Annotated in this window: 21 protein-coding genes; 19 read left to right on the top strand and 2 right to left on the bottom strand. The window is 68.4% G+C overall.

What is annotated here, in order from left to right; genetic code table 11:
- Positions 1 to 161: 161 nt before the first annotated feature.
- Positions 162 to 1,112, top strand: coding sequence for a DMT family transporter (locus AC5P6A_RS07945; RefSeq protein ID WP_188249766.1), 951 nt, complete (start codon positions 162 to 164; stop codon positions 1,110 to 1,112).
- 60 nt (positions 1,113 to 1,172) lie between these two features.
- Here AC5P6A_RS07945 and AC5P6A_RS07950 read toward each other — a convergent pair whose 3' ends face one another.
- Entirely contained in the window at positions 1,173 to 1,442 is a 270-nt protein-coding gene (locus AC5P6A_RS07950) for a hypothetical protein (protein ID WP_329843110.1), read from the bottom strand.
- Between the two features lie 27 nt (positions 1,443 to 1,469).
- Between AC5P6A_RS07950 and thrA the strand changes: the two genes are divergently transcribed.
- Genes thrA through thrC form a run of 3 tightly spaced genes read left to right on the top strand, consistent with a single transcriptional unit; the run spans position 1,470 to position 6,201 of the window.
- A complete protein-coding gene (gene thrA / locus AC5P6A_RS07955; protein ID WP_134735656.1) occupies positions 1,470 to 3,974 on the top strand; it encodes a bifunctional aspartate kinase/homoserine dehydrogenase I in 2,505 nt (834 codons plus the stop codon).
- Positions 3,971 to 4,885, top strand: a complete 915-nt coding sequence (locus tag AC5P6A_RS07960) for a homoserine kinase (protein ID WP_329843108.1) — start codon at positions 3,971 to 3,973, stop codon at positions 4,883 to 4,885. The genes thrA and AC5P6A_RS07960 overlap by 4 nt, the downstream gene beginning before the upstream one ends.
- Before the next feature lie 29 nt (positions 4,886 to 4,914).
- Positions 4,915 to 6,201 carry a threonine synthase gene (gene thrC, locus AC5P6A_RS07965; RefSeq protein WP_329843107.1) on the top strand — a complete coding sequence of 429 codons (1,287 nt, stop codon included), beginning with the start codon at positions 4,915 to 4,917 and terminating at the stop codon, positions 6,199 to 6,201.
- 131 nt (positions 6,202 to 6,332) lie between these two features.
- Here the strand turns inward: thrC and AC5P6A_RS07970 are convergent, their stop codons facing one another.
- A complete protein-coding gene (locus tag AC5P6A_RS07970; RefSeq protein WP_058982370.1) occupies positions 6,333 to 7,085 on the bottom strand; it encodes a Crp/Fnr family transcriptional regulator in 753 nt (250 codons plus the stop codon).
- Positions 7,086 to 7,211: 126 nt separating this feature from the next.
- Between AC5P6A_RS07970 and hisS the strand changes: the two genes are divergently transcribed.
- The 15 genes from hisS to AC5P6A_RS08045 all read left to right on the top strand — a co-directional run bounded on the left by hisS (position 7,212) and on the right by AC5P6A_RS08045 (position 21,241).
- Complete coding sequence (gene hisS, locus AC5P6A_RS07975) at positions 7,212 to 8,606, top strand: histidine--tRNA ligase (RefSeq protein WP_329843105.1); 1,395 nt, start codon at positions 7,212 to 7,214, stop codon at positions 8,604 to 8,606.
- 263 nt (positions 8,607 to 8,869) lie between these two features.
- On the top strand, positions 8,870 to 9,178 hold the full coding sequence (locus tag AC5P6A_RS07980; RefSeq protein WP_005416326.1) for a YerC/YecD family TrpR-related protein: 309 nt from the start codon (positions 8,870 to 8,872) through the stop codon (positions 9,176 to 9,178).
- A 34-nt stretch (positions 9,179 to 9,212) separates the two neighbouring features.
- Positions 9,213 to 10,124, top strand: a complete 912-nt coding sequence (hisG, locus tag AC5P6A_RS07985) for an ATP phosphoribosyltransferase (protein ID WP_049438529.1) — start codon at positions 9,213 to 9,215, stop codon at positions 10,122 to 10,124.
- The gene (hisD, locus tag AC5P6A_RS07990) at positions 10,121 to 11,416 is read left to right on the top strand and encodes a histidinol dehydrogenase (protein WP_329843102.1); all 1,296 of its coding nucleotides are present in this window, start codon (positions 10,121 to 10,123) and stop codon (positions 11,414 to 11,416) included. Before hisG ends, hisD begins: the two co-directional genes overlap by 4 nt.
- Complete coding sequence (gene hisC, locus AC5P6A_RS07995; protein WP_329843101.1) at positions 11,413 to 12,507, top strand: histidinol-phosphate transaminase; 1,095 nt, start codon at positions 11,413 to 11,415, stop codon at positions 12,505 to 12,507. Before hisD ends, hisC begins: the two co-directional genes overlap by 4 nt.
- Entirely contained in the window at positions 12,504 to 13,577 is a 1,074-nt protein-coding gene (gene hisB, locus AC5P6A_RS08000; RefSeq protein WP_164144267.1) for a bifunctional histidinol-phosphatase/imidazoleglycerol-phosphate dehydratase HisB, read from the top strand. The genes hisC and hisB overlap by 4 nt, the downstream gene beginning before the upstream one ends.
- On the top strand, positions 13,574 to 14,176 hold the full coding sequence (hisH, locus tag AC5P6A_RS08005; RefSeq protein ID WP_495222281.1) for an imidazole glycerol phosphate synthase subunit HisH: 603 nt from the start codon (positions 13,574 to 13,576) through the stop codon (positions 14,174 to 14,176). Before hisB ends, hisH begins: the two co-directional genes overlap by 4 nt.
- Positions 14,173 to 14,907, top strand: coding sequence for a 1-(5-phosphoribosyl)-5-[(5-phosphoribosylamino)methylideneamino]imidazole-4-carboxamide isomerase (hisA, locus tag AC5P6A_RS08010; protein WP_495222282.1), 735 nt, complete (start codon positions 14,173 to 14,175; stop codon positions 14,905 to 14,907). The genes hisH and hisA overlap by 4 nt, the downstream gene beginning before the upstream one ends.
- The gene (hisF, locus tag AC5P6A_RS08015) at positions 14,901 to 15,677 is read left to right on the top strand and encodes an imidazole glycerol phosphate synthase subunit HisF (protein WP_046985961.1); all 777 of its coding nucleotides are present in this window, start codon (positions 14,901 to 14,903) and stop codon (positions 15,675 to 15,677) included. Before hisA ends, hisF begins: the two co-directional genes overlap by 7 nt.
- Positions 15,667 to 16,287, top strand: a complete 621-nt coding sequence (gene hisIE, locus AC5P6A_RS08020) for a bifunctional phosphoribosyl-AMP cyclohydrolase/phosphoribosyl-ATP diphosphatase HisIE (RefSeq protein WP_134731467.1) — start codon at positions 15,667 to 15,669, stop codon at positions 16,285 to 16,287. The genes hisF and hisIE overlap by 11 nt, the downstream gene beginning before the upstream one ends.
- Before the next feature lie 148 nt (positions 16,288 to 16,435).
- Positions 16,436 to 18,025, top strand: a complete 1,590-nt coding sequence (locus tag AC5P6A_RS08025; protein ID WP_495222283.1) for a calcineurin-like phosphoesterase C-terminal domain-containing protein — start codon at positions 16,436 to 16,438, stop codon at positions 18,023 to 18,025.
- 35 nt (positions 18,026 to 18,060) lie between these two features.
- Positions 18,061 to 18,345, top strand: coding sequence for a hypothetical protein (locus AC5P6A_RS08030; RefSeq protein ID WP_005409434.1), 285 nt, complete (start codon positions 18,061 to 18,063; stop codon positions 18,343 to 18,345).
- A gap of 89 nt (positions 18,346 to 18,434) precedes the next feature.
- Entirely contained in the window at positions 18,435 to 19,457 is a 1,023-nt protein-coding gene (locus AC5P6A_RS08035) for a glucokinase (protein WP_495222284.1), read from the top strand.
- 51 nt (positions 19,458 to 19,508) lie between these two features.
- On the top strand, positions 19,509 to 20,507 hold the full coding sequence (locus AC5P6A_RS08040; RefSeq protein ID WP_495222285.1) for a glycosylasparaginase: 999 nt from the start codon (positions 19,509 to 19,511) through the stop codon (positions 20,505 to 20,507).
- Positions 20,504 to 21,241 carry a copper homeostasis protein CutC gene (locus AC5P6A_RS08045; protein ID WP_155029455.1) on the top strand — a complete coding sequence of 246 codons (738 nt, stop codon included), beginning with the start codon at positions 20,504 to 20,506 and terminating at the stop codon, positions 21,239 to 21,241. The genes AC5P6A_RS08040 and AC5P6A_RS08045 overlap by 4 nt, the downstream gene beginning before the upstream one ends.
- Positions 21,242 to 21,276 lie beyond the last annotated feature (35 nt).

The following is a 21,276-nucleotide window of genomic DNA, read 5'->3' on the forward strand; positions in this document are numbered from 1 at the left end:
AGCCGAGCCCACGCTCGGCTGCCCCTATCTGCACAGCGGCCAATCGCAGCCGAGCATTGGCTCGGCTCTACAGAGATGACAAGGCAATAGCCTGGGTCAAGAGCCCCTACCGGCCAGCGCTTACACTGCGCGGCCTGGTCTCTCTCCCCCGAAGAACCCGAATGCGCAACAACCCGATGGCCCTGGGCATCGCCAATGGCGTTGCCGCTGGCGCACTGTGGGGCGTGGTCTTTCTCGCACCTGCCGTGCTTCAGTCCTTCAATGCGCTGCAACTTTCCGCTGGTCGCTACCTGGTCTATGGCCTGATCGCCGTAGCCCTGCTGCTGCCGCGATGGAAGCGGCTGGCGCCGCGGCTGGGCCGTGCCGAATGGATCGGCCTGCTGTGGCTGAGCCTGGCAGGCAACCTGGTCTATTTCCTGCTGCTGGCCGTGGCGGTGCAGTGGGCTGGTGGCGCTGCAGCCTCCTTGATTGTCGGCCTGATCCCGGTGGTGGTCACCCTCGTTGGCGTGCGCGAGCAGGGGGCGGTGCCGCTGAGGCAGCTGCTGCCGGCGCTGGGCCTGTGCGTGCTCGGCGTGGGACTGGTTGGCTGGGAAGCGCTGATGTCCGAGCACCTGGCCACCCCGTGGCGGCAGCGCCTGATCGGCCTGCTGTGCGCGTTCGGCGCGCTGTTCTCGTGGGCGTTGTACTCGATCGGCAACAGCCGCTGGCTGGCGCGCCGACCGGATCTGTCCAGCCACGACTGGTCGCTGCTGACCGGCGTGACGACTGGCGGCCTGGCCCTGCTGCTGGTGCCGATGGCCTTCATCGGTCACACCGGCAGCCATTCGGCGGCGCAGTGGAGTGGGTTCTGGGCGATCAGCGCCGGTGTGGCAGTGGTGGCCTCGATCCTCGGCAACGCATTCTGGAACCGCGCCAGCCGCCTGCTGCCGCTGACCCTGACTGGCCAGATGATCGTGTTCGAAACGCTGTTCGCACTGCTGTATGCCTTCGCCTGGCAACAGCGTTGGCCGTCGCTGCTGGAAGCGCTGGCCATCGTGTTGCTGATGGCCGGCGTGATGCTGTGCGCGCATGCCCATCGCACGCCGCGGGCGATCGCCGAACATGCCGGCTGAATCCGGTCGACAAGCGTGCTGATGCGCGCTTGGTCTCAGTTGCAACCAAATGTACGCACGTTAGCCGATGATCGCCGCAATGGTTTTTTGCATCGCAGGACTTGACAGCGGGCCGGCGCACAGTGTTTTCTGTGCGTCATGGTTCTTGATGCCGCCCGCGCCAGCCTGATCGCCCCCGCCACTGCGGGCCGTTCGACTGCGCCGGTCGCCACCACCACCATTACCACCACCACCGTCACCACTGCCCTGGTGCGGCCCGTCGTCTTCGTGTAACTCCCGAAAACCACGGCCCCGCACCATACAGGTGGCGGGGAAACTCGACACCTGCATGCGACGGGGCCTCCTGCCGAGGTCTGCATGTCTTCCCACGCCCCCGCCCATCCCGTTGCCCCGGCCGATCTGGCTGCGCCGTCCACTGTCGTGCACAAGTTCGGCGGCACCTCGGTGGCCGATGCCGAACGCTATCGCCATGTTGCCGGCCTGCTGCTGGCCCGCCCCGAACCGCTGCAGGTCACTGTCGTCTCGGCGATGAAGGGCGTCACTGACGCGCTGATTGATCTGGCGCAGCTGGCGGCCAAGGGCGACGAAGGTTGGCGCGAGGCGTGGCATGCCCTGCGCGCGCGCCATCGCGGCGCCGCCGTGGCGCTGCTGGGCGAGCAGGTCGGCGAGACGGTCGAATGGATCGACGCCCGCTTCGATCAGCTGGCCGAAGTGCTGGCGGCGCTGGCGGTGATCGGCGAGCTGCCGCGCGAAGTGCTCGACCGTGTGCAGGGCCTGGGCGAAGTGTTTTCCGCACAGCTGCTCGGCAGCCACCTGCGTGCCCTGGGCGAAGACTGTGCGGTACTCGATGCACGCGACGTGCTGGTGGTCGGGCATGGCGAACTGGGTGTGGATGTCGACTGGGAGTCCAGCGCGGACCGCTTGGCCAAGTGGCGCCTGCGGCATCCGCAGATGCGCCTGGTCGCCACCGGTTTCGTTGCCCGTGACCGCCATGACCGCATCACCACGCTAGGCCGCAACGGCAGCGACTATTCCGGCGCGATCTTCGCCGCGTTGTTCAATGCCGATGAACTGCACATCTGGACCGACGTCGACGGCGTGCTGTCGGCCGACCCGCGGCTGGTGCCCGAGGCGGTGCAGCTGGAGTCACTGAGCTACGACGAGGCCTGCGAGCTGGCTTATTTCGGCGCCAAGGTGGTGCACCCGCAGACGATGTCGCCGGCCATCCGCCTCGGCCTGCCGATCTTCATCCGCAATACCTTCCAGCCGGCGCATCCGGGGACGCGCATCAGCGCCGAGCGCTCGCCGCGCGGGCCGGTGAAGGGCCTGACCCTGAGCCCCGGCTTGGCCCTGTTGAACCTGGAGGGCACCGGCCTGATCGGCGTGCCCGGTACCGCCGAGCGCGTGTTCGCGGCGCTGCGCCAGGCGCAGGTGTCGGTGGTGATGATCTCGCAGGGTTCGTCAGAGCATTCGATCTGCTGCGTGGTTCGCGCCGCCGAAGCGGCGCGTGGCCGTGAGGCACTGCTGCATGCGTTCGCGCATGAACTGTCGGTAGGGCAGGTGCAGCGCGTGCAGGTCAGCGAGGGCGTCAGCGTGCTGGCGGCAGTGGGCGACGGTATGGCCGGCCAGCCCGGTGTGGCGGCGCGCCTGTTCGAGGCGCTGGGACGCGCGCAGGTGAACATCCTGGCGATCGCGCAGGGCTCGTCGGAGCGCAATATTTCTGTGGCGGTGGACAGTGCCGATGCCACCCGCGCATTGCGGGCCGCACATGCGGGCTTCTGGCTGTCGCCGCAGACGTTCGCGGTCGGTGTGATCGGGCCGGGCAACGTCGGCGCGGCACTGCTGGACCAGCTGCTGGCGGCCCGCCCGCAGCTGCTGGCCAAGGCCAATGTGGATCTTCGCCTGCGCGCGCTGGCCTCGCGTTCGCGCATGCGGCTGGAAGTGGATGGCCTGCACGCCGATTGGCGGGAGGCCTTGCAGGACGCCGGCGAGTCCAGCGATCTGGATCGCTTCACCGAACACCTGCTGGCCGCGCACCTGCCGCATGCGGTGGTGATCGACTGCAGTGGCAGCGCCGAGGTGGCCGAGCGCTACGAGGGCTGGCTGGCAGCCGGCATCCACGTGGTGACCCCGAACAAGCAAGCCGGTGCTGGCCCACTGCCGCGCTACCAGCGCATCCGCGCTGCTGCGGCGGCCAGTGGTGCGCGCTTCCGCTACGAAGCCACGGTGGGCGCGGGCCTGCCGGTGATCACCACGCTGCGTGATCTGGTCGATACGGGCGACGAGGTGCTGGCGATCGAAGGCATCTTCTCCGGCACGCTGGCCTGGCTGTTCAACCGCTTCGATGGCAGCCAGCCGTTCTCGCAGCTGGTCGCGCAGGCGCGGTCGATGGGCTACACCGAGCCGGACCCGCGTGACGATCTTTCGGGCGTGGACGTGGCGCGCAAGCTGGTGATCCTCGCCCGCGAGGCCGGCCACGCGCTCAGCCTGGAACAGGTACAGGTGGAAAGCCTGGTGCCGGCGCTGCTGCGCGACGGCAGCGTGGATGACTTCATGGCGCGGCTGGGCGAGTCCGATGCCAGCCTGTTGCAGCGGTTGCAGGACGCGCGGGCGCGTGGCGCGGTGCTGCGCTACGTGGCACAGCTGGGCGCTGACGGTGCCTCGGTGGGCCTGCAGGAACTGCCCGCCGACCACGCTTTCGCCAACCTTCGGTTGACCGACAACGTGGTGCAGTTCCGTACCCGTCGCTACTGCGACAACCCGTTGGTGGTGCAGGGTCCGGGTGCGGGTCCGGAGGTGACGGCAGCGGGTGTGTTCGCGGACCTGCTGCGGGTCGCCGCCGGTGAAGGAGCGCGGCTGTGATCGCACGTGCGTTCGCGCCTGCCTCGGTGGCCAACGTGGCAGTGGGCTTCGACATTCTCGGCCATGCCATTGCCGGTATCGGCGATACCGTGAGCGTGCGCCGCATCGACGAGCCGGCGGTGCGGATCGATGCGATCCGTGGCAGTGCTGTCGCGCTGCCACTGGACGCAGCCGGCAACACCGCCGGGGCTGCGCTGATGTCGCTGCGCGAAGGCCTGGGCCTGGATTTCGGTTTCGCAGTCGAGATCGATAAGGGCATCCCGTTCGGTTCCGGCATGGGCGGTTCGGCAGCTTCGAGTGTCGCGGCGCTGGTCGCCGCCAATGCGCTGCTGGATGCGCCGCTGACGCGCGAGGCGCTGTATCCATTTGCGCTGGATGGCGAGGCGGTGGCCAGTGGTGGCCGTCACGGTGACAACGTGGGGCCATTGCTGCTGGGCGGGCTTGCACTGTGCACGGCCGACCGCCTGCTGCCGATCCCTGTGCCAGCCATTTGGCACAGCCTGCTGGTGCACCCGCACGCGGTGCTGGAAACCCGTCTGGCACGCCAGGCGCTGCAAGGCAGCTATGCGCTGGGTGAATTCGTGGCACAGAGTGCGAACCTTGCGCTGGTACTCAGTGGCTGCCATCGCAGCGACGCCGCGCTGGTCCGCGCAGGCCTGCGTGATGTGCTGGTGGAGCCTCGCCGCGCCGGCCTGATTGCGGGCTTCGAGGCCGCACGCGATGCGGCGCTGTCTGCGCATGCGATGGGCGCGGGCATTTCGGGCGCTGGCCCCAGCGTGTTCGCCTGGTTCGAGGACGCCGACCAGGCCCGCGCCGCTGCCGCACCGGTGCAGGCAGCATTTGCCGCCGCCGGTTTCGACAGCGATGCCTGGGTGTCGCCGCTGGATGCACCGGGAGCCCGCTTGTGCTGAATCCTTCCCCTTTACTGGATACCCAACCTATGCAATTTGTTTCAACCCGCGGCCAGTCCCCGGCCGTCGGCCTCAGTGCGGCTATCGCTGCAGGATTGGCGCCCGATGGTGGGCTGTATGTTCCGCAGGTGCTGCCGGCGCCACGTGAGCTGCAGGCCGGCGCAACGCTGGCCGATACCGCCGCCGATCTGCTGGCACCGTTCTTCGCAGGTGATGCTCTGGAGGCAGCGCTGCCTTCGATCTGCCGCGAGGCGTTCGACTTCCCGGTGCCACTGCGTCCACTCGGCGACGGTGACCATGTGCTGGAGCTGTTCCATGGGCCGACGGCGGCGTTCAAGGATATCGGTGCGCGCTTCCTGGCCGGTACGCTGTCGCGGCTGCAGGCCGGCAAGGACCGTGATCTGACCATCGTCGTCGCCACGTCTGGCGATACCGGCGCCGCCGTTGCCGCGGCCTTCCATCGCCAGCCCGGCGTACGCGTGGTGGTGCTGTATCCGGATGGCCGCGTGTCACCGCGCCAGGCGCACCAGCTCGGCTGCTTCGGTGACAACGTCCAGGCCCTGCGCGTGGCCGGTACCTTCGACGACTGCCAGGCCATGGTCAAGCAGGCGCTGGCCGACCGCGAACTGCAGGCACAGGTGCCGCTGAGCTCGGCCAACAGCATCAGCCTCGGTCGCCTGCTGCCGCAGATGAGTTACTACGCACATACGGCACTGAGCCACTACGCGTTGCATCGTCGCCGGCTCAACCTGGTGGTGCCGACCGGCAACCTTGGCAATGCGATGGCGGCCGTGCTGGCGCGCGCGCTGGGCGTGCCGATCGGGCAGATCGTGCTGGCCACCAATGCCAATGCGGTACTGCCGGCGTACTTCAACGGTGGCGACTACCAGCCGCAGGCCAGTGTGGCCACGGTTGCCAACGCAATGGATGTGGGGGCGCCAAGCAACTTCGAACGCCTGCGCTGGCTCTATCACGGTGATGATGCCGGGCTGCGCGCTGCCTTCCGCGCGTTCTCGGTGGATGACGTGACCATCCGCGCGACGATTGCGGCAGCGCATGCCAGCAGCGCCGAGCTGTTCTGCCCGCACACGGCCACGGCGGTGAAGGTGCTGCAGGGCCTGCGTGCGCGCGGCGCCAAGGGCGACTGGGCGGTGGTGGCTACCGCACATCCGGCCAAGTTCGAGGCGGTGGTGGAGCCGTTGATCGGCGAAACGGTGGCGGTGCCGCCGTCATTGGATGTGTTGCTGCAGCAGCCGGCGCACGCCGAACTGTTGGCCGCCGATTACGCGGCGTTGCGTGAGGTGTTGCTACGCTGATCGAAGGCATCTGGCGTTGCCGGCCAGCGGCCGGCACTACCGGGAGGCTGCAACGCGGGTTGGGCGCAACCGGATGGATGCAGTCCGGTAGTGCCGGCCGCTGGCCGGCAACCCCACCAACCGCGATGCGGTCAGATCAACCCTTCACCGGCCAGCGTGCGCAGTCCATCCTCATCGAGGATCTCCACCACGTTCAAATGGGGCAGGGCAATCAATCCCTGCTGGCGCAGCTTCGTGAAGGTGCGGCTGACCGTTTCCATGGTCAGGCCCAGGTGGTCGGCGATATCGCCACGCCCCATCGGCAGCGATACGCGCAGGCCGTCACCACCCAGCCTGGCCTCGCGCGCGGCCAGGCGCAGCAGGAAATCAGCCAGCTTCTCTGCCGGCTGCAGGCGTGCCAGCGCCAGTGCAGCGTCCTGCGCGGCATCCAGTTCCTGGCAGGCACGCTGCAGCAGCTTGCGCTCCAGGTGCGGGAAGCGGCTGCGCAGCGCCTTCATCTGCGGCAACGCGACGCGGCATACGCGGCTGTCGGCGATGGCTTCGATGTCGTAGCGGTGATGGTCGCTGCCACTCAGTCCGAGGTAGTCGCCGGGAAGCACGAAACCGTTGATCTGGCGGCGGCCGTCGGCCAGGGTGCGTACCAGTCGCAGTGCGCCAGCGGTCAATGTATAGACATGGTCGCGCTCTTCGCCGGTGCGGGCCAGGGTACTGCCCATGCTGACCTGCTGGGAAACGGTGACCTGTTCCAGTGCCTGCACTTCATCGGGCGACAGCGCCGAGCACACCGCAAGGTGGCGAACCGAGCAGTGCAGGCAGTCCAGCGTGTTGCAGGACGGCGAGGCGGGATCGTTGGTGGCGGGCGGAGCGCCGGAAGGCCGTGACATGTTGCGGGGGCGTATCGCGGGCGGGGAGGGCCTTATGATACTTCAAGCGGCCGTTCGACCCTGCCCGAGGCGGGGGCGCTAGAATGTCGCCCCCTCCCACGTCCCGTTCCAGCAGGAGTTCCGCCCGTGATCAAGCCCCGTACCCCGCCCGGCACCCTTGAACTGTTGCCGCGCGAACAGATTGCGTTCCAGCGAATGCTGGACGTGATCCGTCGCAACTACGAGCGCTTCGGGTTCCTGCCGGTGGAGACGCCGGTGTTCGAGCTGTCCGACGTGCTGCTGACCAAGTCCGGTGGCGAGACCGAGCGCCAGGTGTATTTCGTGCAGTCCACCGGTGCGCTGGCCAACGCCGCCGAATCGGGTGACCGTTCGCTGCCGGAAATGGCGCTGCGCTTCGACCTGACCGTGCCGCTGGCGCGCTACGTGGCCGAGCACGAACACGAACTCACCTTCCCGTTCCGTCGCTACCAGATGCAGCGCGTGTACCGCGGCGAGCGCGCCCAGCGCGGCCGTTTCCGTGAGTTCTACCAGTGCGACATCGACGTGATCGGCAAGGACAGCCTGAGCGTTCGCTATGATGCCGAAGTGCTGGCGGTCATCCACGCCGTGTTCTCGGAACTGCGCATCGGTGACTTCAACATCCAGCTGAACAACCGCAAGCTGATGCGCGGCTTCTTCGAAAGCCTGGGCGTGGCCGAAGGCGAGCGCCAGCTGGCGGTGCTGCGTGAGGTGGACAAGCTGGACAAGCGCGGCGCCGATTACGTGCGCGAGACGTTGGTGGGCGAGGGCTTCAACATCCCGGGCGAGCAGGTCGAGAAGATCCTGGCATTCGTGGCCGTGCGTTCGCACGGGCATGCCGATGCACTGGCGCAGCTGGCCACGCTTGAAGCCAACGCCGGTTCTTCGGAGATCCTGCGCACTGGCGTGGCCGAACTGCGCGAGGTGCTGCAGCTTGTGCAGGCGCTGGGCGTGCCGGAAACCGCATACTGCCTGAACTTCTCCATTGCGCGCGGCCTGGACTACTACACCGGCACCGTCTACGAGACCACGCTGACCGACCACCCGCAGATCGGCTCGATCTGCTCGGGCGGCCGCTACGAGGACCTGGCCAGCCACTACAGCAAGTCGAAGCTGCCGGGCGTGGGCATTTCCATCGGCCTGTCGCGCCTGTTCTGGCAGCTGCGCGAGGCTGGCCTGATCGATGGCATCGAGGCCAGCAGCGTTCAGGCGCTGGTGGCGCTGATGGACGAGCAGGGCATGCCGCAGTCGCTGGACATCGCGCGTCGCCTGCGCGCCGGTGGCATCAATACCGAAGTGCAGATGGAGCCGAAGAAGATCGGCAAGCAGTTCCAGTACGCGGCCAAGGCGGGCATCCGCTTCGTGGTGCTGGCCGGTGAAGACGAGCTGGCGCGCGGCGTGGTGGCGGTGAAGGACCTGGTGCGCGAGCAGCAGTTCGAAGTCTCCCGCGACGAGCTGGCCAGCACCCTGCAGGTCGAGCTGGAGCAGTCGAAGGTGATGTAACGGGCGGTTGGCCGCGCGCCACCACGCCACGAAAACGCCCGCCACCCGGTGGGCGTTTTTTTTTGCTATTGCCTGGGATCAGGGCGGTTTTCCTCCAGAAACGGATCCGCCCCCGCCAACCCTCAGCAACCTGGCATTTGACCTTGCTTCGCATGCAGCTGGCGCAGGGGCAGCGCCGCCCAGCCTCCCCCAGATTTGACGCGCTGCGCAAGAATGCGTTAATGTACTAACGCGCTATTACATTGATGCATGGAAACAGCCCCGTGAAAGCCCGCCCCGAGATTGCCGCCAAAGACCCCAAGGCCGACCTGGAAGCCCTGGCCCGGGCCTTTGCCGCCCTGCGCGAGCCGGAGCAGGTGGAAGCCTTCCTGCGCGACCTGTGCACTCCGGCCGAGCTGGAAGCCATGGCCGACCGCTGGAAGGTGGTGCCGCTGCTGCAGCAGGGCGTGCCGTACCGCGAGATCCACGAGCGCACCGGCGTCAGCGTGACCACCACCGGACGGGTGGCGCGCACGCTCGAGCATGGCCATCGAGGCTATGCCGCCGCCATCGACCGCCTTGCTTCGCGCTGATCCGCGCCCCGTTCCGAACTTCGAGACCTCCCCCATGAGTGCAACCCAGGCAGCGCCGGCGCGAGACCGGCTGCGTATCGCCATCCAGAAGAGTGGCCGGCTGGCCGAGCCCGCCCGCAACCTGCTCAGCGCCTGTGGCCTGAGCTGGCGGGAGAGCCGTGACAAGTTGTTCTGCTACGGCGAATCGCTGCCGGTGGACCTGCTGCTGGTGCGCGACGACGACATCCCCGGCCTGATCGCCGACGGCGTCTGCGACCTCGGCATCGTCGGCCGCAACGAGCTGGACGAGCAAGCCGCAGCACGTCGCCAGATCGGCCTGCCCGACGCCTACCAGGCGCTGCGCGGGCTGGGCTTCGGCCAGTGCCGGCTGATGCTGGCGGTGCCCGAGGAATGGCAGTGGCAGGGCCCGGCGCAGCTGGCCGGCACCCGCATCGCCACCAGCTACCCGGCCATCCTCACGCAGTGGCTGGCCGAGCAGGGCGTGGACGCGCAGGTGGTCGAGCTGTCCGGGTCGGTGGAAATCGCCCCGCGCCTGGGTACCGCCGACCTGATCTGCGATCTGGTGTCCAGCGGCGCGACACTGCGCGCCAATCAGCTGACCCCGGTACACAACCTGCTCGACAGCGAAGCAGTGCTGGCCGGTGCAGTGCGCGTACCGGATGATGCGCGCGCATCGCTGCGCGCGATGCTGCTGCGCCGCCTCGACGGCGTGGTGCAGCGCCAGGACCGCAAGCTGCTGATGTTCCGCGCCAGCGAGGATCGCGTCGACGCGCTGGCGCAGCTGCTGGCCGATGCCGAGCCGCTGGTGCGGCTGCCGGCCGATGGCGGCGCGCTGCGCCTGCAGACCATGTGCCCGGGCCCGCTGAGCTGGCAGCGCATGGAAGAACTCGAGCGCGCCGGCGCGCAGGGCCTGATGGTGTTGAGCGTGGAGCGGTCGCTGGCATGAACCGTCTGACCTGGTCCCGACTTGATGAGGCCGCGCGCAGCGCGGCATTGACCCGCCCGGTGCAGACCGTGGCGCAGCAGACCCGCGACGCGGTGGCGACGCTGATTGCACAGGTGCGCGCGCAGGGCGACGACGCGCTGCGTGCGATCACCGCACGCTTCGATGGTGTCGAACTGTCGTCCTTTGAAGTGAGCGAAGCCGAGTTCGCTGCGGCCGAAGCCGCCGTACCCGGCGAACTGCGCCAGGCCATGGTGGACGCGGCCGAGCGCATCGCCCGCTTCCACGCCGCCGGCATGGGCAAGGGATACGCAGTTGAAACCGCGCCGGGCGTAGTCTGCGAACGCATGCTGCGTCCGATCGGCCGGGTGGGCCTGTACGTGCCAGCCGGCAGCGCGCCGCTGCCGTCCACCGCGCTGATGCTGGGTGTTCCGGCACAGCTGGCCGGCTGCCCGCAGGTGGTGCTGTGCACGCCGCCGCGAGCCGATGGCAGCGCAGACCCGGCCGTACTGGTGGCGGCGCGGCTGACCGGCGTGCAGCGCGTGTTCAAGCTGGGCGGCGCGCAGGCGATCGCCGCGATGGCCTATGGCACCGCCAGCGTTCCGGCCTGCGACAAGCTGTTCGGGCCCGGCAACAGCTTCGTGACCGAAGCCAAGCAGCAGGTCGCGCAGGATGGCGCCGCCGCCTTCGATATGCCGGCCGGTCCCTCCGAAGTGCTGGTGATTGCCGATGCTGGCGCCAATCCGGCGTTCGTCGCCGCCGACCTGCTGTCGCAGGCCGAGCACGGCCCGGATTCACAGGTGCTGCTGCTGACCGACGATGCCGCGATGCTGGCCGCGGTCGAAGCCGAGGTGGAGCGCCAGGTGGTCTTGTTGCCGCGCCAGCAGATCGCGCGCCAGGCCTTGTCGGCCTCGCGGTTGATCCAGGTCGATTCGCTGGACGAAGCCTTCGCGATCAGCAACCGCTATGCGCCGGAGCACCTGATCGTGGCACTGCGTGATCCGCGCGCGTGGCTGGACAAGGTGCAGGCGGCCGGCTCGGTGTTCCTGGGGGATTACACGCCCGAAGCACTGGGCGACTACTGCAGTGGCACCAATCACGTGCTGCCGACCGCCGGTGCGGCGCGTGCCTACAGTGGCGTCAGCGTCGCCAGCTTCCAGAACCTGATCAGCGTGCAGAGCGCCAGTGCCGCCGGCCTGGCCGCGATCGGCGGCTGCGCGCGCATCATCGCCAGCGCCGAAGGCCTGGATGCCCACGAGCGTGCGGTGGCATTGCGCATGGAGGTGGCGGCATGAGCGCGGCTATCGAGGAGGTGCTGGCGCTGGTGCGCCCGGATCTGCAGGCGTTCGCCGGCTACAGCTCGGCACGCAGCGCGGCGGTGCAGGGCGAGGTCTGGTTGAACGCCAACGAGTCCGCCTGGGCCAATTCGGCCGACGCGGCTGGCAGCAGCCGGCGCTATCCGGAGCCGCAACCGTTGGCGTTGCGCGAAGGCTTGGCGGCGCTGTACGGCGTGACGCCACAGCAGCTGCTGGTCGGCCGCGGCAGCGACGAGGCCATTGATCTGCTGGTGCGCGCGCTGTGCGTGCCGGGCCGCGACGGCGTGCTGGTCACGCCGCCGGTGTTCGGCATGTACGCCGTCTGCGCACGCCTGCAGGGCGCCGCATTGATTGAAGTGCCGCTGGTGGACAGCGAAGATGGCCTGCGTGCCGATCTGGATGCGGTGATCGACGCGGCCAAGGCGCAAGGTGCCAAGCTGGTGTTCCTGTGCGCCCCGTCGAACCCGGCCGGCAGTGACATCGCCCTGGATGAAGTCGAGCGCGTGGTGGTTGCGCTGCGCGGGCAGGCGCTGGTGGTGGTGGACGAGGCCTATGTCGAGTACGCGCAGCGGCCGTCGGCGACCACGTTGCTGGCCGCGCACGCCAACCTGGCGGTGCTGCGCACGCTGTCGAAGGCACACGCGCTCGCGGCCGCTCGTATTGGAACGCTGATCGGCGCCCCGGAACTGATTACCGTGCTGCGTCGTTGCCAGGCGCCGTACCCGGTGCCGACCCCGTGCGCCGAGCTGGCCGTGCAGGCCCTGCAGCCGGCCGCGCTGGCACGCACCGCCGAACGCGTGGCCACGGTCATCGCCGAACGCGAGCGCCTGCGAACGGCACTGGCCAGCCTGCCCGGTGTACGCCGGGTGTACGCCTCGTCCGGCAACTACCTGCTGGTCCGCTTCGCCGATGCCCAGGCCACGTTCGATACGCTGCTGGCTGCGGGCGTGGTGGTGCGGGACCAGCGCGCCGCGCCGCAGTTGGGTGATGCGCTGCGCATCAGCATCGGCAGCCCAGAAGAGAATGACCGCGTGCTTGCGGCCCTGTCGGCGCGGAGGGCCGCAGCATGACCCCGATCCTGTTCATCGACCGCGACGGCACCCTCATCGAGGAGCCGTCCGACTTCCAGATCGACGCCTACGAGAAGCTGCGCTTCGTGCCGCAGGTGATCCCGGCGCTGCTGAAGCTGCGTGACGCCGGCTACCAGTTCGTGATCGTCACCAACCAGGATGGCCTCGGCAGCGACAGCTACCCGCGCGCCAGCTTCGATGGCCCCAACGACCTGATGCTGCAGATCTTCGAGAGTCAGGGCATCATTTTCCGTGACGTGCTGATCGACTGCAGCTGGCCGCAGGACAATGCGCCGACCCGCAAGCCGGGCATCGGACTGATGACGGCTTATCTGCAGGACCGCAGCATCGACTGGGCGCGCTCGGGCATGGTTGGCGACCGCATCACCGACCTGCAGTTCGCCGAGAACCTCAACATCCGTGGCTTCCAGCTGCGCACCGCGCAGTTCGGGGGCGAGTGGGACTGGCCGGGCATCGCCCACGCGCTGGCCGACGCACCGCGTACTGCCGTGGTCCAGCGCAATACGAAAGAAACGAAGATCCGCGTGGAACTGGACCTGGACCGTGCCGCTGATGCACGCATCGCCACCGGATTGCCGTTCTTCGACCACATGCTGGAACAGATCGGCAAGCATGGCGGCTTCGCGCTGGACATCCAGGCCGAGGGCGACCTGCACATCGACGAGCACCACACCATTGAAGACACCGGGCTCGCATTGGGCCAGGCCCTGCGCGAGGCGCTGGGCGACAAGCGCGGCATTGGCCGCTACGGCTTCACCCTGCCGATGGACGAGACGCTGGCCAGCGCCGCACTGGATTTCAGCGGCCGGCCCTACTTTGTGTTCGAGGGCGAGTTCAAGCGCGAGCGCGTGGGCGACATGCCGACCGAGCTGGTGCCGCATTTCTTCCGCTCGCTGTGCGATGCCAGCGGCCTGAACCTCAACCTGCAGGTACGCGGCGACAACGACCATCACAAGGTGGAGGCCTGCTTCAAGGCGCTGGCACGCGCGCTGCGGCCGGCGTTGGCCCGGCAGGGCACGGCGTTGCCAACCACCAAGGGGGCGCTGTGAGTGACGTTGCGCTGATCGATGCCGGCGGTGCCAACCTGGGCTCGGTGCGCTATGCACTGGAGCGTCTGGGTGCGACGGTGCGGCTGGTGCGCGATGCGGACGGCCTGATCGGCGCGCAGCGGGTGATCCTGCCCGGTGTCGGCGCCGCCGGTCCCGGCATGCAGCGCCTGCACGCGCAGGGCCTGGTGGAACCGCTGCAGCAACTGGAGGTGCCGTTGATGGGCATCTGCCTGGGCATGCAGCTGCTGTTCGAGCGCTCCGAGGAAGCGGGTGTGGAGACACTGGGCCTGATTCCCGGCGTGGTGCGCAAGCTGGTGCCGGCCTGCGGCATCCGCGTGCCACACATGGGCTGGAACCGGCTGCTGCCACTGCGCGAATCGCTGCTGCTGCGCGGCGTGCCGGAGCGTGCCAGCGCCTACTTCGTGCACAGCTATGCGGCGCCGCTCAATACCCACACCGTCGCTGCCTGCGACCACGGCGGCCTGTTCACTGCCGTGGTGGAGCAGGGGCGTTACTACGGCGCACAGTTCCACCCCGAGCGCTCCGGCGAGACCGGCTCGCTGATGCTGCGCAATTTCCTCAAGGGCACTGCTGCATGAGTTTCATCGTCTACCCCGCGCTGGATATCCGCGACGGCCGCGTGGTGCGGCTGCGCCAGGGCGACTACGCGCAGGAAACCTCGTATGGCGATGATCCGTTGCCACGCGCGCAGGCCTTCGCCGCGCAGGGTGCGCAGTGGATGCATCTGGTCGACCTGGACGCTGCGCGTGCCGGTGGCTACACCCTTGCGCCGCTGCTCGCGTCGATCCGTGCGCAGACGCCGCTGCAGGTGCAGACCGGCGGTGGCGTGCGCGGTCGCGACGACGTGGCGCGCATCCTCGATGCCGGCGCCGGTCGCGTAGTGGTCGGCTCGCTGGCGGTGCGCCGCCCCGATGAAGTGGTCGGCTGGCTGGAGGAATTCGGCGCCGAACGCATCACCATTGCGCTTGACGCCCGCCAGGATGCACAGGGCCAGTGGCAGCTGCCGGTGCACGGCTGGACCGAGAACGCCGGGGTGACCCTGGACGTTCTGGCTCAGCGCTACGCACGCGCCGGCATGCGCCACCTGCTGTGCACCGACATCGCCCGCGACGGCATGCTGGCCGGGCCCAACATCAGCCTCTACCAGCACCTGTCGGCGCTGCTGCCGGGCGTGGCGGTGCAGGCGTCCGGCGGCATCCGTGACGTGGCCGATGTGGCCGAGGCCCGTGCCGCTGGCTGTAGCGGTGCGATTCTCGGCAAGGCCCTGCTGGAGCAGCGCATGGACCTGGCGGAGGCGCTGGCATGTTGAGCCGCCGCATCATTCCCTGCCTGGACGTGCGCGATGGCCGGGTGGTCAAGGGCGTGCGCTTCCGAGATCACGTCGACATGGGCGACATCGCCGAGTTGGCGCAGCGCTATCGCGACCAGGGGGCGGACGAGCTGGTGTTCTATGACATCGGCGCCAGCCCCGAGGCGCGTTCGGTCGACGTTGCGTGGATCGAGCGCATCGCACGCCTGATCGACATTCCGTTCTGCGTGGCCGGTGGCATCGACAGCGTGGAAACCGCGCGCCGCGTATTGTTCGCCGGTGCCGACAAGGTGTCGATCAATTCGCCGGCGCTGGGCCGCCCGGAGCTGATCACCGAGCTGGCGGACGAGTTTGGCGTGCAGTGCGTTGTGGTGGGGGTCGATTCGGTGCGCGAGGCCGACGGGCAATGGCGGGTGCGTCGTTTCAGCGGCGATCCGGACAAGACCCAGGCGGTGCCGCTGCGCACGCTCGACTGGATCGTCGAAGCGCAACGGCGTGGAGCCGGCGAGATCGTGTTGAACTGCATGGACAGCGATGGCGTGCGCCGCGGCTACGATGTCGCACAGTTGCAGCAGGCGCGGGCACTGTGCCAGGTGCCGCTGATCGCCTCTGGTGGCGCCGGTGCGATGGAACATTTCGCAGAAGCCTTCGACCAGGCCGACGTCGATGGTGCACTGGCGGCGAGCGTGTTCCACAGCGGCGCCATCGCCATTCCAGAATTGAAGCGCTACCTGCGCGGACAGCAGATCGAGGTGCGGGATGTCTATTGAAGTCAGGCCGTCGTCGGACGCATTGCAGGCGCTGGACTGGAGCAAGGGCGACGGCCTGCTGCCGGCCGTGGTTCAGGATGCCGACACCCTGCAGGTGCTGATGCTGGGCTATGTGAGTGCCGAATCGCTGGCGGCCACGCTGGCCATCGGCCACATGACCTTCTTCAGCCGCAGCAAGCAGCGGTTGTGGACCAAGGGCGAGCAGTCCGGCAACGTGCTGGTGGTGCAGTCGATCAGCGTCGACTGCGATGCCGATACTTTGCTGGTGATGGCACGGCCGGCGGGGCCAACCTGCCACACCGGTGCAGAGAGCTGCTTTGACCAGGCGCCGAAGGATTTCCTGGGCGGGCTGGGCCAGCTGGTGGCGATGCGTGAGGCGCAACGCCCGCCGGGCAGCTACACCACCAGCCTGTTCGAGGGCGGCATCCGCCGTATCGCGCAGAAGGTGGGCGAGGAGGGCGTGGAGACCGCATTGGCCGCCGTGGCGCAGGATGACGAGGCATTGCTGGGCGAGGCGTCGGACCTGCTGTACCACCTGCTGGTGCTGCTGCGTGCGCGCGGTCTGTCGCTGGACGATGCGCGGGCGGTGCTGGAAAAACGCCATCGTTGAAGTGCGGTAGTGCCGGCCGCTGGCCGGCAACCTCATCATCTTCGGGCATCTAGGGCTTGCCGGCCAGCAGCCGGCACGACCCGCCGGCAATGCAGCCGAGCGTGGCTCGGCACTACAATACCGCGTCTCTTTCTGCCGGATGCCTCCCATGAAACTGCCTGCCGCCTGGCTGTGCTGCCTGTTGCTGACCTCGCCGGCCTGGGCTGCGGACACCGTGGTCAGCGGCAAGGTGTATCTGGAGCGTGACGGCAAGCCTGGCCGCGGTGCGACCGATCCGGGCCTGGCCGGGGTGCAGGTTTCCAACGGCGAGACCATCGTCAAGACTGCCGCTGACGGCAGCTACAGCCTGCCGGTGCGCGACGGCCAGACCGTATTCGTGATCAAGCCTGATGCGTATTCCTTCCCGAAAGCGGCCGACGGCCTGCCTTCGTTCTGGCGGCACTATCGCCCGAACGGTTCGCCGGCGTTGAAGTACGGCGGCATCGCCGCGACCAGCGACGTCACCCGCAACTGGGATTTCGCCCTGCAGTCGGATCGCCATGACAGTCGGCGCGGCTTCCAGATGCTGGTGTTCACCGACTCCCAGACCGCGAGCCTGAAGGACATCGGCTACTACCAGCAGTCGATCGTGGCGCCGCTGGTCGGCCAGACCAAGGCGCGCATGGGCACCACCCTGGGTGACATCGTCAACGATGACTTGACGCTCTACCCGGCGATCAACAAGGTCACCACCGGACTTGGCGTGCCGTGGTTCCATGTGCCGGGCAACCACGACCTGGATTTCGATGCGGCCAGCGACGAACACTCGCTGGACAGCTGGCGCAACATCTACGGTCCGGACACCTACGCGGTGGAAGAGGGCGGCGCCAGTTTCGTGTTCCTGGACGACGTGGTGTACGACCCCAAGGCCAGGCCGAAGTACATCGGCGGCCTGCGCGAAGACCAGTTCGCCTTCCTCGCCAGCTACCTGAAGGGCCTGCACAAAGACCGCCTGCTGGTGCTGGGCATGCACATCCCGCTGTTCGACGCGGCGCCGGGGCGCGAGACCTTCCGCCATGCCGACCGCCAGCGCCTGTTCGACCTGCTCAAGGACTTCCGCAACGTGCTCGTGCTCAGCGGCCACAGCCACACCCAGCAGCACGTCTACCACGGCAAGGCCGACGGCTGGAACGGCGACAAGCCGCTGCACGAATACAACGTCGGTGCCAACTGCGGCGCATTCTGGTCCGGGGTGAAGAATGCCGCCGGCGTGCCGGACAGCGCCATGAGTGATGGCACGCCAAAGGGCTACGCGTTGCTGGACGTCGCCGGCAATGGCAGCTATCGCCTGCAGTACCGCGTGGCCGGCAAGCCGGCCAGCGAGCAGATCGGCCTGCATGCACCGAAGGTGCTGCGCCAGGGGGCCTATCCGGCGTGGGGTGTCTACGCCAACGTCTACATGGGCGAGGACGCCAGCGTGGTCGAGTACCGCGTCGATGGCGGTGCCTGGCAGCCGATGAAGCAGGTCAGCCAGCCCGACCCGCGCCTGATGGTGGAGAACGTGGCCGACGATCTGGCTGACAGCCTGCGTGGCTACGACCGCTCGCCGGAGGCCACCGCGTCGCCGCACCTGTGGCGTGGCGCGCTGCCGACCGACCTGGCCGTGGGCAGCCACAAGGTCGAGGTACGCTCCACCCAGCCCGATGGCGCGGTGTTCACCGCCACCACCCGCTACAGCCTGCAGACGGCCCAGCCCTGACACTCCGCAAGGCCTCTCCAGCGAAAGGACCCCGCATGGATATCCGCTTCATGGCCGGCACCACGCCGGTGACCCTCAGCCGCCACTGGTTCACCGGCGCGATGCTGCTGCAGAGCGCCACCGAGAAGGTCTGGGTGCAGCATCCGCTGCATCCGGGCACGCACTTCTCCTTCTCGCTGGTACAGTCGTGGCTGCGCCACATCGCCGGCCACGAAGTGCTGGTCGAGCGCACCCGGCCGCTGCTGTTTGCCGGCTTCCGCCCGCAGCGGCTGCGCGTGCTGGTGGATGGCGTGCAGGTGGCCGAACAGGAAGGCATGTAGGCCAACCTGAACCGCCGGCGCGCTAGGCAAAGCCGCCCCGATGCCTGAGAATCGAGGCGATTCAATCGATCCAAGCAGGCCAGGCCAGCGTGACCATCGCAGCAGCGTCCACGGTTTCCACCGACTCCGCCCGCGGCGGTCTTCCGCGCAGTCTCGTTGTCGCCGATGTCGGCGGCACTTTCGCCCGTTTGGCGCTGGCTGAAGCGCAACCCGGCCACGCACCACTGCTGGGCAGCCATCGCACCTATGCCTGCGCCGAGCACCCCAGCCTGGCGGCGATCCTTGCTGATTTCACCGCTGGCCTCGGCCAGCCGGTGCAGACCGCGGTGGTCGCCATCGCCGGCCTGCTCGATGGCGATGTACTGATCAATTCCAATCTGCCGTGGACGGTCTCGCTGTCGGCCACCCGCGCGCAGTCCGGGCTGCATGAGCTGCAGTTGATCAATGATTTCGAAGCGGTGGCGCTGGCCATCCCGTACCTGCAGCCTGCCACTCTGGTGCCACTGAACGGCGATGCTGACCCGGCGCAGGCGTTCCCGGCGCTGGTGCTGGGCGCCGGTACCGGCCTGGGCGCGGCACTGCGTTTCGCCGATGGCGAGCGCCCGGTGCTGGCCAGCGAGATCGGCCACGCCGCGCTCGGCGCCGGCAACGCGCTGGAACTGCAGGTGCTGGGCAAACTGCTGCAGCGCTGGGCGCACGTGGACAACGAGCGCGTGCTGTCCGGCAGTGGCCTGATGAACCTGTACCCGTGCCTGTGCGAGCTGCGCGGCGTCACCCCGGTGTGGACCAGTACCGAAGCACTGATCGGTGCCGCCCGCAGCGGTGAAGACGCGCTGGCGGTGGAGACGCTGCAGGTGTTCTGCGCCTGGCTGGGCAGCCTGGCCGGCGACGCAGCGATCGCCGTCGGTGCGCGCTCGGTGTACCTCGCCGGAGGTATTTCCGCGCATGTGCAGGATTTCCTGGCCGATGGCCGCTTCCGTGAGCGCTTCCTCAACAAGGGCGTGCTGACCGAGGTGCTGCGCCAGGTGCCGGTATGGCGCGTGGAGCACGGCCAGTTGGGCGTGCTCGGCGCAGCGGTCTGGCACGCCGCACGGCAGCCCACGCACGACTGATCGGCATGACCGGCATCGTGCCGGCCGTGCATTGCAGACTGGGAGGGGAAGATGGTGGATCGCAGGCAGTTCCTGCAGGCCGGCGCACTGGCCGCAGGCATGGCGGCTTTGCCGGGCGTGCAGGCGCGCACGCAGGGTGGGGCCAAGGTGGTTTCGACCTGGGACTTCGGCGTGCCGGCCAACCAGGCCGCATGGAAGGTGCTGGCGCAGGGCGGCAGCGCGCTGGATGCGGTAGAAGCGGGCGCACGCTGGGCCGAGAGTGAGCTGTGCAACCCCACCGTCGGTCATTGCGGCAACCCCGATCGCGACGGCGTGCTGAGCCTGGACGCGAGCATTATGGATGGCGATGGCCGTTGTGGTGCGGTGGCCGCGCTGGTCGACATCCTGCATCCGGTGTCGGTGGCCCGCAAAGTGATGGAGAACAGCCCGCATGTGCTGCTGGTAGGCGAGGGCGCGCAGCAGTTCGCGGTGCAGCAGGGTTTCGAGCGCAAGCACCTGCTGACGCCGCAGGCCGAAGCGGCCTGGCGCGAGTGGCTGAAGACGGAGAAGTATCAGCCGCAGATCAACGCCGAGCGCCGTGGTATTCCCGGCAACAGCGACAACCACGACACCATCGGCGTGCTGGCGCTGGATGCCAAGGGCCACCTTGCCGGTGCCTGCACCACCAGCGGCATGGCCTGGAAGCTGCACGGCCGGGTCGGCGACAGCCCGATTATCGGTGCCGGCCTGTATGTCGACAACGACGTGGGCGCGGCCACTGCTTCGGGCGTGGGTGAAGAGATGATCCGCAACGCCGCTTCGTTCCTGGTGGTCGAGCTGATGCGCCAGGGGCGCTCGCCGGCCCAGGCCTGCCGCGAGGCAATCGACCGTGTGGTGCGCAAGCGGCCGGAGGCGAGCAAGACCCTGCAGGTGTGCTTCCTGGCCATGAACAAGCAGGGCGAGGTGGGCGCCTACGCGTTGCATCGCGGTTTCGTCTACGCCGTGTGCGATGCGCAGCGCCAGGATGACCTGCGCGATTCGCCGTCGATCTATGCGAGCACCCAGGCGTGAGCACGCGGCTGACCCTGGAGATCGCCAGCAACTCCCTGGCCTCGGCGTTGGCGGCGCAGGCCGGCGGGGCCGACCGCATCGAGCTGTTCGACAACCTGGCCGAGGGTGGCACCACGCCATCGTTTGCCACCATCGCGATTGCCCGCGAACGCCTGTCGATTCCGCTGTTCGTGCTGGTGCGGCCACGCCCGGGTGACTTCCACTACGACGCGCTGGAAACCGAACTGATGCTGCGTGACATCGCGCAGTGCCGCGCGCTGGGCTGCGATGGCGTGGTGATTGGTGCATTGGACGTGCAGGGCGGCGTTGACGTGGCGTTGTGCCGTGAACTGATGCAGGCGGCCGGGCCGTTGCAGGTGACCTTCCACCGCGCCTTTGATGCTGCCCGCGACCTGCCGGCGGCGCTGGAGCAGGTGATCGGGCTGGGCTGCCAGCGCGTGCTGACCTCCGGCGGCCAGGTCAGCGCCGAGGCCGGTGTCGATGTGCTGGCGGCGCTGGTCACCCAGGCGGCCGGGCGTATCACGGTGATGGCAGGTGCCGGATTGGCCCCGGGCAACATCGCAACCGTCGCGCGGCAGACGAGCTGTACCGAACTGCACGCGTCCGCAAAAGGCCTGCGCCGCTCGGCCATGCAGTTCCAGAACCTGGCCCTGCGCGGCTTGGACCCGGACTGGAGCCAGACCGCCACCGCGACCGTGGCCGCGCTGCGGCAGGCGCTGGACGGCGCAAGGTAGCCCGCCTCTTCTGTAGAGCCGAGCCCACGCTCGGC

The organism is Stenotrophomonas sp. YJH_SMC_20 (genome assembly GCF_059367845.1).

Coding starts and splice junctions, on each gene's coding strand:
- thrA (WP_134735656.1), top strand. CDS start 1,470: ATGTCTTCCCACGCCCCCGCCCATCCCGTTGCCCCGGCCGATCTGGCT.
- hisC (WP_329843101.1), top strand. CDS start 11,413: ATGAGCGCGGCTATCGAGGAGGTGCTGGCGCTGGTGCGCCCGGATCTG.
- hisB (WP_164144267.1), top strand. CDS start 12,504: ATGACCCCGATCCTGTTCATCGACCGCGACGGCACCCTCATCGAGGAG.
- AC5P6A_RS08030 (WP_005409434.1), top strand. CDS start 18,061: ATGGATATCCGCTTCATGGCCGGCACCACGCCGGTGACCCTCAGCCGC.
- AC5P6A_RS07950 (WP_329843110.1), bottom strand. CDS start 1,442: ATGCAGGTGTCGAGTTTCCCCGCCACCTGTATGGTGCGGGGCCGTGGT.
- hisIE (WP_134731467.1), top strand. CDS start 15,667: ATGTCTATTGAAGTCAGGCCGTCGTCGGACGCATTGCAGGCGCTGGAC.
- hisF (WP_046985961.1), top strand. CDS start 14,901: ATGTTGAGCCGCCGCATCATTCCCTGCCTGGACGTGCGCGATGGCCGG.
- hisA (WP_495222282.1), top strand. CDS start 14,173: ATGAGTTTCATCGTCTACCCCGCGCTGGATATCCGCGACGGCCGCGTG.
- hisG (WP_049438529.1), top strand. CDS start 9,213: ATGAGTGCAACCCAGGCAGCGCCGGCGCGAGACCGGCTGCGTATCGCC.
- AC5P6A_RS08025 (WP_495222283.1), top strand. CDS start 16,436: ATGAAACTGCCTGCCGCCTGGCTGTGCTGCCTGTTGCTGACCTCGCCG.
- AC5P6A_RS07970 (WP_058982370.1), bottom strand. CDS start 7,085: ATGTCACGGCCTTCCGGCGCTCCGCCCGCCACCAACGATCCCGCCTCG.
- AC5P6A_RS07945 (WP_188249766.1), top strand. CDS start 162: ATGCGCAACAACCCGATGGCCCTGGGCATCGCCAATGGCGTTGCCGCT.
- thrC (WP_329843107.1), top strand. CDS start 4,915: ATGCAATTTGTTTCAACCCGCGGCCAGTCCCCGGCCGTCGGCCTCAGT.
- AC5P6A_RS08040 (WP_495222285.1), top strand. CDS start 19,509: ATGGTGGATCGCAGGCAGTTCCTGCAGGCCGGCGCACTGGCCGCAGGC.
- hisD (WP_329843102.1), top strand. CDS start 10,121: ATGAACCGTCTGACCTGGTCCCGACTTGATGAGGCCGCGCGCAGCGCG.